The sequence below is a fragment of the Psychrobacillus sp. OK032 genome, assembly GCF_900111345.1.
Taxonomy (GTDB): Bacteria; Bacillota; Bacilli; order Bacillales_A; family Planococcaceae; genus Psychrobacillus.
Genome location: NZ_FOGY01000001.1, coordinates 715,165 through 728,878 on the forward strand (window position 1 = coordinate 715,165; position 13,714 = coordinate 728,878).

Sequence of the window (13,714 nt, forward strand, 5' to 3'; positions counted from 1 at the left end):
TCACCCAAATAAATAGATTCCAAACTTGCAATCGAATACATGAAAGAACTTTTTCTTCAAAAAAATGATCTGTGTATTAAAAGAGGAATATTATTCAGCTTATCCCACAATATCTTTTATATTTTTTATATCTTTATATCTTTTATATCTTTTATATCTTTTATATCTTTTATATCTTTTATATCTTTATATCTTTTATATCTTTATATCTTTTATATCTTTATATCTTTTATATCTTTTATATCTTTTATATCTTTTATATCCTTTTATATAAATTCTTTTATAATATGTTGTATTCTCTGTAGTAATCTACTGTTAATGATTTCGACAAAATGTCAGAATCCATTTTAACAATTTGTCAGAATCCATTTTAACAATTTGTAACATTCCATATCGACAATTTGTCAATATCCATTTGACAAAATTGTCAAATCGAAATTAACAAATTTTCCTTCTAGTTTATATGCGTTGTTTAGTTTTTTATAAAAGCACTTACTCTGTGATATTCATATCGTTTAATCAATAGCAATAAATCGGCTTTATCCATGCCAAGTGAATTGGCGATTTTTATACTTGATTCCTTTCCATCTACATAGCACCGAACAGCAGCTAATTTTTCTGATTCAGAGAATTTCCTCATATAAAAAAGCACCTCCAAATGTTAGATTGTGTCTAACGTTTGGGGTGCAGTTCAAAAAGTGAGCATTTGTTTTGTCTACCTGGAAATAGTAAAAATTAGTGGATGTGGTGGTCGCTATTATTGTTCTCTATCTATATTACATAGTAAGGACGCTTTTTATGCATCACCAATGAATCAGTCACCTATTGCAAGCCATTTACTTTCAAAATCGGTTGCGGGGAGTGGACGGCTGATGCCATAGCCTTGAGCGTAATCACAGCTATTTTCAGACAAGAAATGATATTCTTCGACTCCTTCTACTCCTTCGGCTATGACTTTCAAATCTAGTTGCTTAGCCATCGCTATAATCGTTTTTACAATGGCTTTATTTTCATCGTCTTTATTCATACAAATCACAAATGATTTATCGATTTTTAATGAATCAAGTGGATATTTGTTCAGATAGCTTAACGATGAGTATCCTGTTCCAAAGTCATCCATTGATAGACTTATACCAAGTTCTTTTAATGCATCTAACTTTTCAATCATCGCCTCTGCATACATAGCAATACTCTCCGTAATCTCTAACATAATATAAGTCGCATCAAGTTTAGTATTCTCAAGAGCGTTTTTCACCTTCTCTAAAAAAGTTGAATCGAGTAACTGCTTTACAGATACATTAACGCTTACTTTTAAAGGCTTATAGCCTGCTTTTTGCCAACGAATATTTTGTTCAAGAGCTGTATTCAGTACCCAGTGACCTATTGGAATAATCATTCCTGTCTCTTCCGCAATTGAAATAAATTCATCCGGTGCAACTTGGCCAAGTATTTCGTTATGCCAGCGAATAAGAGATTCCATCCCTACGATTTCATTTGTTTTTAGATCCATAATAGGCTGATAGTAAAGTTCGAATTCATCATTATCTAAGGCGGTTCGTAATTGTTTTTCAATCATCATTTTCCTGTAAAATTCTTGATGCATTTCTGATGTAAACAATTGAAAGTTATTTTTCCCTCTATCTTTTACATAGTACATTGCGGTATCTGCATGTTTTATTAGTGTATTAGCGTCATCTCCATCATTTGGAAATACGCTAATTCCAATGCTTGGAGTAATAACATAATCATTACCATCGATCCAAAAGCCATTTTTAAATTGTTCCAATAACTCTTTGGCAAAAGTTTCACTATCCATCTCATTATGATGTGGAAGTAATATAGTAAATTCGTCTCCTCCAAGTCGATAAATTTTTGCGCTAGAATGTTCTTTTTTTAATAATCTTTCTAAACGTTTTGTAACTTCAACTAATAAGAGATCACCTACATCATGCCCGAGTGTATCATTAATGTATTTAAACCGGTCTAAATCAATAAACATAATAGCATTCTTACTATCCTCGATCTTTGCTTTTTCAAGAAAGTTAGTTAAATCCTCGTTGAACATTCTTCTATTCGGTAACCCTGTTAAGATATCGTGATTGGCTTGAAACTTGATTTCATCTTCATATTGCTTTCGTTCGGTAATATCCATTGATACAGCAAGTAGCGCTGAGCTGTCATTAATATTTATTGGTATTTTGACAGTTTCTAACCATATTACATCTCCTGATTCGGCTGTTACGGCTTCCTCTTTCATGAAGAGTTTTTCCGTAGTCTTGCGTATAACCTTCTCTTGATTGACGTTTTGTTTTACTACACTTGTATCTTGTTGTATGTCATAGTCAGTTTTCCCAATCATATCTTGAATTTTCATTCCCATTAACTGTGCATATGATTCATTCACAAGTGTGTATCGACCATTTTCGTCAAGCGCATAAATGTAATTTGGGTTCAAATCTATGACTTGAAATAAAAAATTCTTTTGCTCAGATAGCTTCTTATTCATATTGTTTACTACTTCTAAATACATTCTGCTCGAAAGAATTAATAGGGAAATAGCAGAGACTAAGATCGCAATCGAACTTGGGTACAACCTTGTCGATGGGAACATATTTAAGGTGCCTATTACAAATGCAATTGACGTAAAGATATTAAAATAAACTAAAAATGAACGCACATTCTTATCTTGTACATGTAAACTAATCAAAAAACAAATAATCATACTAAATATAAAAAGAAGAACATTGGAATGATAAAACCAGGATAGCTCTCCATAAACAGGAAAGTAAAATATATTAGAACCATTTTGTATAGGTTCTAATCCACTAACCCCTTTATCACTCCATCCGGTTATATAAACAAGTATAGCTATGGCATAGAATAATAGAACAGTAGTACGATTTACAAGAAATCGCCACTTCCTTTTTAAGTCATTTGACAATATTTCTTGAACAATTGTATACGCAACATAGAAAAGCGTTGGCGTTATCATAATAGAACCAAATCGAAAGAGCTTGAAATAGAACTCAATGGTCTCTTCTTTAAGCAAGTCATACGCATGCAAAAATGCAACGTCCAATTGCCAGAACGAGGCCAATAAAGTGAATATAAAAATAATTTTTGATAGATTATTTTTTTTGAATAAAACAAGTATCGTAATTCCGATACATAAGGGAATACAAGATAATAAAGTTAAAAAAAGAAAAAACATATAATGAGCCTCCTATGCATGTGTTAATAATAGACAAGCATTATTTCCACTACTCCCATGGGTAGTTATGCATACGGACTCTACAGCTTGATGTCTAGTTTCATAAACAATTGGTATATCCTCAAATCCATCCCCTTTTGTTTTAATCGTAGGAGGAATAAATCCATACTCCATTGAAAGTAGGGATGAAATGATTTGCATTGCTCCCGCTGCACCAAATGTATGTCCAATCATTCCTTTTATTGAAGTGATTGGAACGTCCGAACTAAATGTTTCCATAAGGATAAACCGTTCTATCCTATCATTTAGTGCCATGCCGAGTGCCTGACTGTTCACATAGCTTGGTTTAGTATTTCCAACGACTTCTTGAAAAATTTCGAGCATATGTCTACCAGTTTCATCAGAGCCTAATAGTTTTTGCCCTTCATTCCTTGACATGACACGTTCAATTTTCCCGTATATCCTTTGTTCGCGTGCTTGTGCAGATTCTCTCCGCTCTAAAACGATTACACCAGCCCCCTCGGCTAAAACAAAGCCTTGATGTTCCGATGAAAATGGAACTCCAGCTTGATCGATAGAGGTCTCCGTAGAGAGTGCTCTCAATTTTTTAAAGCCATTGATTGTCCATGAGCCTAAAGGGGCATCCGATCCTCCTACTATACAAGCATCCACAGCCCCGTTCTCAAGTAGGAGTTTTCCCATCAATACTGCATCAATACTGGCAGTACATCCGGTTGTTAATGTAAAGGCAGGTCCACACAAACCTAACGCTTCAGCAACAGAAGTAGAGAGAGTGTGTGTATCAACAATGGAAACCCCATGAATTGGGAAACTTCTATAATTTACATACGCAGCAGAGTATTGTTCAATTTCAAGAACAGCTCCTGCGGATGTTCCGATAATTACAGCAACCCGCTTTGGATCATAGTCTTTTAACCCCGACATTTCTAATGCATCCATTGCAGCTGAAATTGCCAATCTTACAGAACGCGGATACCTTTTATAATTTCTTCCATTCAACTCTAGAAAGTCATCATCAATTATACCCGCAACAATATTATTTTGATCCTCATTAACACTTTTTAAGATGGTCTGAGTACAAATGCCATTATTTAATACATTCAAAAAACTAGGTTTATTTAAAACACCAGGCGCTTTAATGCCATACCCTGTTATTACGATATCATCCAATTTTTTCACCTTCAAATTTCGACTTTATTCTATTATATACGACATCATAAAGGAAAGTCTATGTACCTAGGTCTGAAAGACTATAAATACACATACTGATGCTTAATGTATGGAGTCCTAGTCTAATGGTAATAATAACTAAATTTATGTATTGATGCTTACAGCAAGTATCCAAGTCTCTTACCCTCAGTGATTAACCAATCGTTATTGATGCATTGGTGGATGAACAGGAATACCACCAACTATGGGAGAGGCAATAACATGGATAACAACAAGCAATGCGGTCCGGAATAAAAGCAATGCAAGAATTATTTTTCCAGGAAGTACGAAATGGCATGGAAGGAATTAATAAATTTTCACCTGACCTTTGGGAGATGATTGTTTCCTTTGGCTATGGAGATCTCTACTCTAGAATTAAAAAAAGCAGCCGAAGATTCTCCATTTCTGTTGCTTTATCGTTTTCTAGACCAAATAATTATCCTAATAAAAAAAACCAGGACATCTTAATGTCCTGGTTACTTTAAATCAATTGCTAGGAAATGAGAAGGAGGCTTGCTCCAATTGGTCTTCTGGCCAGCGTTCCGAAACAGTTTTGTTTTTGGTAAAGAAACGAACTGTGTCCGGTCCAAACATGTGGCCTTCTCCGAACTTAGAACGTTTCCAACCACCGAAATTAAAATAACCAACAGGGATTGGAATCGGCACATTAACACCGACCATGCCCACTTCGATTTCGCTTACGAATTTGCGGGATGCAGCTCCATTGTTCGTATAGATTGTAACGCCATTGCCTAATTCGTGCTTGTTGACCAAATCGATGGCATCTTCAAGTGCGGATACACGTACGACGATGCGTGCTGGTCCGAATACTTCTTCTTTATAGATTTTCATATCTGGTGTAACGTGATCCAGCAAGGTTGGTCCAAGATAATAACCTTCCGAGCTTTCACAGATTTCGGGATTGCGTCCGTCAATGACCAGTGATGCACCTTCTTCTATACTATTATTTATTTCGTATAACACGTTTTGTTTAGCTTCTTTTGAAATGACAGGTCCAAAATCGACTTGTTCATCTGTGTATGGACCTACTTTTAATTCTCTGACTTTTTCATTTAAGATGGCGACGAATTTCTCCGCAGTGTTCTCACCCACTGGCATTGCTGTTGAGATTGCCATGCAGCGTTGAGAAGCTGCTCCATAAGCGGCTCCTAAGAAAGCAGTAGCAGCCTGTTCTAAATCAGCATCCGGCATGATGATCATATGGTTTTTCCCGCCTCCGAATGCAGCAACGCGCTTGCCATGCTGAGTGCCTGTTTGATAAACATATTCAGCAATTCGAGTAGATCCTACAAATGAAATAGCTTGGACATCTTCATTCTTCAACAACTCATCAACGACTTCCTTATCTCCATTGACTACGCTCCAGACGCCTTCTGGAAGCCCAGCTTGTGCCCATAATTCACTGATAAAAAGTGCGGAATGCGGCACTTTTTCAGACGGCTTCAAGATGACTGAGTTTCCTACTGCCACGGCCATTGAAGTCATCGCTATCGGCACCATCACAGGAAAGTTAAAAGGTGCAATCGCTGCTACTACGCCTAAAGGTGTTTTGGTTGAGAAAGCATTAATATTCCCGCCTACATTGACAGAATACTCGCCTTTCAATAAATGAGGTGCACTAAGTGCCAAATCGACGGATTCCAACCCACGAGTGATTTCTCCTAGAGCATCCGCTTTCGTTTTACCGCTCTCTAAGCAAACAATATCGACCAATTCATCTTGTCTAGAAGAGAGCAAGTTGCGGAAATTCAATACCACTTCCATTTTTTTAGCGAGTGATTTAGCCTGCCATTCTACTTGTCCATTTTTTGCTAATACGATTGCTTGTCTTGTTTCTTCCACTGATGCAAGTGGCACACCCGCAATCACTTCTCCAGTTGATGGATTGTAAACTTCGCCAAAACGGCCGCTTGTCCCTTCAACCTTTTTTCCTCCGATAAAGTGCGATAGTTTTTGTACTGTTTGTATAGTTGTCATAATACTTCCTCCTTCTCGTTTGTTTTGACGGCTGATAAATAAGCTGCAGAGATATCTAGATGTCCGAACCCATCCTGAGACATTTGTTCATATTCTTCAATCAATTGATTCGTCACCGGCAAATTCACGTCTCCTTGTACAGCCATTTGCTGAGCAAGGCGCATATCTTTTAATAAAAGATCGATCGAGAAACCTGGTTGGTAATCTTCATTTTTCATATACTCCGCATAATTGCGTGTATAGATTTTGCTTTGTCCATAGCTGACATTCAAAATTTCATAGACTTTATCCAGTGACAATCCAGCGCTTTCTGCCAGCACTAACATTTCTGCGACACCTTTCGTATAAAAGCCGATCATCAAGTTGTTCAGCAATTTGATGCGGGTTCCGACACTCGGTGAATCACCAAGCAAGAAAATATTCTTACCAAGCACATTCAGTAGCGGAAGTGCGTTTTCATAGTTTTCTTTTGTTCCACCGACCATGATAGTCAAGGTTGATTGAACTGCTCCGATGACCCCACCGCTTACTGGTGCACCTAAATAATTCAGGCCGTTTTTAAGAGAAAGGGCCGCAATATCATCGTTTAATTTCGGATCCACTGTACTGAAGTCGATCAATAATGTGCCCGGTGCAGCCGTCTCGATCAAACCACCTGGCTTTGTATAGATTGCCTCAACAATTTGCGGTGTCGGCAGACTCGTCATAATCACTTTCGTCTGTGCTGTAAGTTCATCGTTTGACTGCGCCACTTTACCCCCAAGTTCCGTAAATTTTTGCAGTGTTTCTTCATTGACATCCATCCCGTAAACTGTGTAGCCTGCCTTGATTAAATTAGTTGCCATAGGAAGTCCCATATTGCCTAGTCCAATAAAACCTATTGTTTCCATTATTTATCCCACTCCTTTTAAAAGATTGAATATAAAACAATTGCTAATGCGAGTGCTATCATGGATACGACAACACTAATGACAAATACTGGCTTATAAGCCCGATCATGTGTTTCATTACTAACTGCCCGAATTGTCGTCACGATATACCCGTTATGAGGCAATGAGTCCAGACCTCCGGAGGCAAGTGCTGAGATCCGGTGCATAGCGTTTGGATCCAAGCCTTGTAAATTGTAGATTGGAGCCAAAATCGGAAGCGCAATTCCAAGGCCGCCTGAAGCAGATCCTGTGATTCCTGCAATTACCGTGACCGCAAGTGCTAACCCAATGTATTCCATGCCCGGAAGAGCGACAAGGCCGTCAACAATCATTTGAAAAGATGCCGTTTGCTGGGCTACTGCACCGAAACCAACCACTGCACAAATATTAACTGTGGCAACGACGGCATTTTCTGCACCTTTCGTAAACATCGCCCGGTATTGATCGGTGTATTTATACATCGTAGCCAACCCGACTGCACAGCCTACAGACAATCCTAGTAAGGCCGCACCGACAGAAGAAATGAACTGCGCGCTAATGTTTAGCGTAATGACCACAAGTGCAAGCGGTAAAATGGAGAAGAATACCGGCGGCAATTTACGCTCTACTGACTCAAGCTTGCTCAAGTTCTCCATGACCACTTTAGGCGCATCAAATTGTTCACCATTCCTGATTGCACGGTCCACCATAAACTTCATTGCATAACTTCCTGTCACAATAATGAAAATCGCAACAACTATCGCAACCCACCCACCAGCAGTCGGCTTCGTTCCGAAAAACTCCATCGGTATCAAATTTTGCACTTCCGGCGATCCTGGAGAGGTCATTGTAAACGAGATCGATCCGAAGACAATTGCTGCTGGGATAAACCGATGAGGAATATTCCCTTCTCGGAACAACGATAAAGCAATTGGATAAGCAGCAAATGCGACAATCGCCACACTCACTCCACCATATGCCATAACCGAACAAGCGACTACAACTGCAAAAACAGCATGCTTTGCGCCAATTACCCGTTTCACCCAATCAGCAATAGAATTGGCCGCTCCGGTTTCTTCCATGATTTTGCCAAACACTGCCCCAAGCAAATATACAAGGAACCAACTGGCAAAATATCCGGTGAATCCCGTCATATAATTTTCTGTAAGCGCTTTCTCTAACGACAAACTATTCGTCAAGGCGACTACAATTGAAGCAATCAATGCTGCAAAGATAATATTCATTCCCCGCATTGTGAAATACATAAGTAAACCTAACCCCAGAAAAAATCCGATAAAAGCAACTACCATTTCATTCCCCCTGCTCCCCTTTAAGCCGTTAAAAAATTTGAGATACCAAAGTCAGATACCTTAGTACCTTAAATACTAATAGAAAGAATAGTATTTGTAAACAGTAAATTTAATATTTTCTGAATTTTATATTTTCAGTTCTATACTCCTAATATTAATCCTTGTATTATTTACAAAATATGATAGGTTCTATTAATAAAGGAGTGTAGATAAATGAAACCATCTTCCCAAAGAGCTATCAAAGCGCAGCAGACGCGGCAACTATTATTAGATACAGCTCTTGAATTGTTCGGTAAAAAAGGGTTTGACAATGTTACAATTGATGAAATTGTCGAAAAATGCGATGTCTCAAAAGGCGCGTTTTATAGACATTTCAATTCTAAATACGATGTCTTTGCGGTAAAATTCAAAGACATCGATAACTTTTACGAAAGCTTTTATGAAAAAATACATCCAGCATATACGGTAAAACAAAAAATCATCCTTGCTTATCAAGAGCAGATGACTTATTTACGCGATGAACTTGGGGTAGATTTCGTTCGGACCGTCTATATGAGTTCACTGTCGCGTACGATGGATGAAAAGCATTATTTAGTTGACCCCGAGCGCCGGATTTACAAATTGATTGAAAGTTACCTAGATGAAGGCCTTGAAAAAGGCGAATTCGTTTCTTCCTGGGAAAAAGATCAATTGCTCCTCAACTTGACCCGATGCATGAGAGCCACAGTATTTGACTGGATCATCTTCCAAAATAAATTGGATATTGTCGAAGAAATCACCATACTCGTTACGATGATTTTTGAAGGGATAGGCAAACGGGAAACTAATTAATAACATGTCCCTGCGTAAGAAACAATTTTGAATTGTTTCTTACGCAGGGACATTATACTAAAAAAAATTTCACCTGACCTTTGGGAGATGATAGTGTCCTTCGGATAAGGAGAACTCTACAGTAGAAATACGCTCTCTCATGCATAACGGGAAATCATCCCACTTACAACACTTATCACACAGGGAGCTTTCGATCAGCTGAGAGTTCACTTACAAGCAGCCCTCAATGTTGAGCTCTCCAGAGAAGAAATTATCATCCACTGCGCCAGATATGTTGGGTTTCTAAAAGCTGTTCAGGCAATGGGAATCGCTGAGGAGATTTTTGAGGATTCTGAGAAAACAAAAAATAAATAAACCAAATGCCCTCCTTTATAATAGGTGGGCATTTGGTTTTGTTTCCTCGAATTGGTTAAATTCAGTGGACATTTTTATTCTTCTATTTCATCCTAGTCAAACTTTACTCTTATCTAGTAAATTTCTCAGCTGCTCTGATAACTCTCTAATAATATCATCCGTTTTAATTGAATCATTCTCATTTCCTCTATGATATCCATATTCTAAAATACGCTTGAATTCTTCTTGTAATTCAGCTGTTGTCACGCACAATACCTCCTACGATTTCACTACATGTTGTATCAATTAATAAATAATAAGCTTTCCTACATTGTAATACAGATTCATTACAATATTATGTCGAAGCTAGTCGTAATCTATTAATTTTATATTAAATTTTTACAAAAGGATATGAATGGTTAACTTCTCTCTAAAGATAGCAATTTAGAATAGTGCAGTAGAAATATTTTTAACACAAGGACGCGTTTTTAGCCTTTTACGGAAACACCCTTAGTTTCATTGTAACAAATTGTATGATTATAGAATAGTTGGAATACAAAAAAAGATAATTATCTTCAAAAAACGAGTGAGGTTTATCAAAGGTAAGCGCCAAATAACACCCACCTTCTCTGAGTGTTATTTGGCGTATACTTATATAATAGTGAATTGTAGCGAATTATCAGAATTGCACTAACACAGGGACGATTTTTTATGATATGTTTAGAGCATAGATGTTCACAGAACATTCACAACTAGAGAGAAGAGGATAAAATCATGAATAAGAATAGATGGCTAATAGCAGTGTCCGCGATAGCGATCCACCTTTCCATTGGTGGGGCTTATGCATATAGCGTATACAAATTACCAGTCGTACAAGAGATGGGTTGGAGTGAAACAAAGGTAACAGTGGCGTTTACCATTATGATGGGGCTTGCAGGTTTTGCAGCAGCATTGTTTGGTAACTTAGTAGAGAAGTTTGGACCGAGAAAGTCCGCAATACTTGCAGCTTTTTTGTTTAGTTTAGGACAAGCTGGAGCAGGGGTTGCTATTTTAATAGACTCAGTGCCTTTATATTGGTTAACGTATGGTGTATTAAGTGGTTTAGGTATGGGGATTGGTTATATTGCGCCGGTTTCAACATTAGTAAAATGGTTCCCGGATCGTCGTGGTTTAGCAACAGGTATGGCAGTGCTAGGGTTTGGAGCAGGTGCCCTTATTACAGCACCTGTGGCAGCGAATTTGATGGAGTCTGTCGGGATTTCAACTACTTATTTCATTTTAGGTGCTAGTTACTTTATATTGATGATTTTAGGTGCTTCTTATATCGCACCCCCGGTAAAAGGTTATATGCCAGCGGGCATGAAAGAGGCTGAAGTGGCAGGTAAACAAGTGGTGAAACAAGATTTAGCTCAAATGTCTGCAAAAGAAGCTGTAAGAACGAAACATTTCTGGATGCTTTGGGCAATGCATTTATTCAATGTAATGGCGGGTATTATGATGATTTCTGTTGCTTCACCAATGGCACAGGAAATCGTTGGCCTATCAGTAGCGGGTGCAGCAGCAATGGTTGGTATAATGGGATTATTTAACGGTGGTGGCCGATTAGTTTGGGCAGCTGTTTCCGATTACATTGGACGTTCTAATGTTTTTGTCATCTTTTTCGCTATCCAATTAGTTACGTTTATTATTTTGCCATTTACAACGAATTTGTTTTTATTCCAATTCTTTATTTTCTTAGTTGTAAGTTGTTATGGCGGTGGTTTTTCCAATTTACCAGCATTCGCCAGCGATTTATTTGGAACGAGACAATTAGGTGTCATTCACGGTTATTTACTGACAACATGGTCTTTAGGCGGGATTTTCGGTCCCCTTATTGTTAGTTTAATAAAAGGAATGACGAATAGTTATATACCAGTTTTCTATGTATTTACTGTACTGATTACGATTTCATTGATTATTTCTTTATTGCTACGTGCTGATGTCAATAAAATCAAGAGACAAAGCAAAAAGAGTAAAGCGGTTAAAGTAGGCGACATCTCGACTACTGTATAGAAGAAATAAAACTCCTCTCTTGTTTATGCAAGAGAGGAGTTTTTTTGACTAAACATTCAACTGTTCCAATAGTCATAATCTCACATTTTGCACCGATAATCAGAATAAAGAATCATTATTTATGATATGAAACTCCATATTTTTTAAATAGTAAATCGTGAAAGCGTATACATTATTATTTAAAAGCATTCTCCCCGAAACCGAATCAGCGAGAATTCTTTTAGTATTAAATTAGTTCACTAGTTCAGCACTTTTCCCCAAAATATACTGAGCAGCGGATGTACCGGCTAATTTCCCATAAACAGCACCAGACATCAAACCAGAACCGCCTGGATAGTTTTCGTAAAAGATTCCACCAATCATTTCACCAGCCGCAAAAAGCCCTTTAATTGGTTGTTCTTCTTTATCTAACACTTCACCTAATGGATCTACATGTAATCCACCGAACGAAAATGTAATTCCACATGTTACAGGGAATGCGTAGAATGGCGATTTCTCGATTCGGAGTGCCCAGTTCGATTTTGATGGAGTGATTCCTATCGTTCCTTTTCCATCTTTCTCCGCTGGTTTGTAATCGCCTTCTTGCACAGCTTTGTTATACTCCTCGATTGTCTCTAGGAATTGTTTTTTATCAACTGGCAATAAATTCGCAAGTTCTTCCAGCGTATCTGCTTGATAGAAAGTAGCTTCTTCCAAATCATATTCTTTTCGCAACATCGGACGCACTTGCGCATCATAAATTTGGTAAGCTACATGTCCAGGTTGCTTCAATATTTCCCGACCATATTTGGCATACGTATAATTGCGTAAATCTGCTCCTTCATCTACAAAACGTTTTCCTTCATTATTCAGCATAATACTGTAAGGATACGAATGCTTTTTAAAAATATCACCCGGTTTTGTAAAGTCTCCCACGATCGGTGCGTTTGAATCCGTCCCAATCGAATGGCAGCCGGACCATTCTCCAAATTTTTGCGCTCCAACTTCTAGCGCCATGAAAATACCGTCGCCTGTGTTAAATTCAGTTCCACGGACAATTGCCGCTTCCCATTCTTCACCGATATGCTCGCTTCTCAATTTCTTATTTGCCTCGAAACTACCGCAAGCTAAAATGACACTACCTGTATTTACCGTAATTGTATCGTTATCTTTTTCCACAACAATCCCTGTAATTTGGTCGTTTTCTTTAATTAATTTCACTGCGCGCGCTTCATACCAAATATCGATGCCTAGTTCTTTCACTCTTGCGAAAAGCTGTTTCATTAGCCCAACGCCTTTATCTTCCGTTTTTATAGGTAGACCACCCCAAAAATGACGTTTGCCATCTTGTATAAAGGATTGATTATCATAATTTAACTCAAATTTGATCCCTTGATCTCGCATCCAAGTAATCGTTTCATAAGATTTAGAAACAAGCTGTTTAGCCAAACCAGCATCGCTTTTTCCTCCTGTAACTCGCATCAAATCATCATAGTAATCTTTTTCACCGTATTCAGGCATCACGATCATTTCTGCTTCTTCATCTGTCAATTCTGGGATGACCTTACGGATAGCATCTAAATTATTGTAGGCAACACGAATCGCCCCATCTGTAAAAAATGAGTTTCCTCCGCGTTTTTCCACTGGTCCTCGTTCTAATACAAGAACGCTCGCCCCACCTTCTTTTGCTGCGATTGCCGAACATAAAGCTGCATTCCCTGCTCCAACTACAACTACATCGTAACTTTGTGTATGTGACATTTCGACCCCTCCTGATCAGTTATGATAACTCTTTAACGTTATAGTAAAGGAGAATGAAAGATAAATATAATATCGTTTTTTTATTTCAATCCATAAAAAAA

11 protein-coding genes are annotated in these 13,714 nt (G+C 37.9%); 3 read left to right on the plus strand and 8 right to left on the minus strand.

The genetic code is table 11. The annotated features are described in order from the left end of the window. Window positions 1-472 precede the first annotated feature (472 nt). From BMZ04_RS21935 to BMZ04_RS03345, 6 genes are all read right to left on the minus strand, one after another. Window positions 473-640 carry a transposase gene (locus BMZ04_RS21935; RefSeq protein ID WP_143128262.1) on the minus strand — a complete coding sequence of 56 codons (168 nt, stop codon included), beginning with the start codon at window positions 638-640 and terminating at the stop codon, window positions 473-475. 174 nt (window positions 641-814) lie between these two features. Then, the gene (locus BMZ04_RS03320) at window positions 815-3,211 is read right to left on the minus strand and encodes a sensor domain-containing protein (RefSeq protein ID WP_093265250.1); all 2,397 of its coding nucleotides are present in this window, start codon (window positions 3,209-3,211) and stop codon (window positions 815-817) included. 12 nt (window positions 3,212-3,223) lie between these two features. Next, the gene (locus BMZ04_RS03325) at window positions 3,224-4,411 is read right to left on the minus strand and encodes a beta-ketoacyl synthase N-terminal-like domain-containing protein (protein WP_177184303.1); all 1,188 of its coding nucleotides are present in this window, start codon (window positions 4,409-4,411) and stop codon (window positions 3,224-3,226) included. 516 nt (window positions 4,412-4,927) lie between these two features. Continuing rightward, the gene (locus tag BMZ04_RS03335; RefSeq protein WP_093265258.1) at window positions 4,928-6,439 is read right to left on the minus strand and encodes a CoA-acylating methylmalonate-semialdehyde dehydrogenase; all 1,512 of its coding nucleotides are present in this window, start codon (window positions 6,437-6,439) and stop codon (window positions 4,928-4,930) included. Continuing rightward, window positions 6,436-7,329, minus strand: a complete 894-nt coding sequence (locus BMZ04_RS03340; protein WP_255367777.1) for an NAD(P)-dependent oxidoreductase — start codon at window positions 7,327-7,329, stop codon at window positions 6,436-6,438. The genes BMZ04_RS03335 and BMZ04_RS03340 overlap by 4 nt, the downstream gene beginning before the upstream one ends. Window positions 7,330-7,346: 17 nt before the next feature. Continuing rightward, window positions 7,347-8,657, minus strand: a complete 1,311-nt coding sequence (locus BMZ04_RS03345) for a GntP family permease (RefSeq protein WP_093265264.1) — start codon at window positions 8,655-8,657, stop codon at window positions 7,347-7,349. A 213-nt stretch (window positions 8,658-8,870) separates the two neighbouring features. On the opposite strand from BMZ04_RS03345, the gene BMZ04_RS03350 reads away from it, so the two are divergent. Together BMZ04_RS03350 and BMZ04_RS23105 are read left to right on the plus strand one after the other, a co-directional pair. Continuing rightward, window positions 8,871-9,488 carry a TetR/AcrR family transcriptional regulator gene (locus BMZ04_RS03350; protein WP_093265267.1) on the plus strand — a complete coding sequence of 206 codons (618 nt, stop codon included), beginning with the start codon at window positions 8,871-8,873 and terminating at the stop codon, window positions 9,486-9,488. 156 nt (window positions 9,489-9,644) lie between these two features. Next, entirely contained in the window at window positions 9,645-9,842 is a 198-nt protein-coding gene (locus BMZ04_RS23105) for a carboxymuconolactone decarboxylase family protein (RefSeq protein WP_369802621.1), read from the plus strand. Window positions 9,843-9,938: 96 nt separating this feature from the next. Here the strand turns inward: BMZ04_RS23105 and BMZ04_RS22190 are convergent, their stop codons facing one another. Then, a complete protein-coding gene (locus tag BMZ04_RS22190) occupies window positions 9,939-10,088 on the minus strand; it encodes a hypothetical protein (RefSeq protein ID WP_177184304.1) in 150 nt (49 codons plus the stop codon). Window positions 10,089-10,595: 507 nt separating this feature from the next. Between BMZ04_RS22190 and BMZ04_RS03360 the strand changes: the two genes are divergently transcribed. Continuing rightward, complete coding sequence (locus BMZ04_RS03360) at window positions 10,596-11,873, plus strand: L-lactate MFS transporter (RefSeq protein ID WP_093265270.1); 1,278 nt, start codon at window positions 10,596-10,598, stop codon at window positions 11,871-11,873. A 231-nt stretch (window positions 11,874-12,104) separates the two neighbouring features. Here the strand turns inward: BMZ04_RS03360 and tcuA are convergent, their stop codons facing one another. Beyond that, window positions 12,105-13,613: an FAD-dependent tricarballylate dehydrogenase TcuA gene (tcuA, locus tag BMZ04_RS03365; protein WP_093265273.1), complete on the minus strand. Its 1,509-nt coding sequence runs from the start codon at window positions 13,611-13,613 to the stop codon at window positions 12,105-12,107. Between the last annotated feature and the right edge of the window lie 101 nt (window positions 13,614-13,714).

Excerpts from the sequence above, each read along its gene's own strand:
- BMZ04_RS03320 (WP_093265250.1), bottom strand. The coding sequence starts at position 3,211 with ATGTTTTTTCTTTTTTTAACTTTATTATCTTGTATTCCCTTATGTATC.
- BMZ04_RS03350 (WP_093265267.1), top strand. The coding sequence starts at position 8,871 with ATGAAACCATCTTCCCAAAGAGCTATCAAAGCGCAGCAGACGCGGCAA.
- BMZ04_RS03340 (WP_255367777.1), bottom strand. The coding sequence starts at position 7,329 with ATGGAAACAATAGGTTTTATTGGACTAGGCAATATGGGACTTCCTATG.
- BMZ04_RS21935 (WP_143128262.1), bottom strand. The coding sequence starts at position 640 with ATGAGGAAATTCTCTGAATCAGAAAAATTAGCTGCTGTTCGGTGCTAT.
- BMZ04_RS03360 (WP_093265270.1), top strand. The coding sequence starts at position 10,596 with ATGAATAAGAATAGATGGCTAATAGCAGTGTCCGCGATAGCGATCCAC.
- BMZ04_RS03335 (WP_093265258.1), bottom strand. The coding sequence starts at position 6,439 with ATGACAACTATACAAACAGTACAAAAACTATCGCACTTTATCGGAGGA.
- BMZ04_RS03345 (WP_093265264.1), bottom strand. The coding sequence starts at position 8,657 with ATGGTAGTTGCTTTTATCGGATTTTTTCTGGGGTTAGGTTTACTTATG.
- tcuA (WP_093265273.1), bottom strand. The coding sequence starts at position 13,613 with ATGTCACATACACAAAGTTACGATGTAGTTGTAGTTGGAGCAGGGAAT.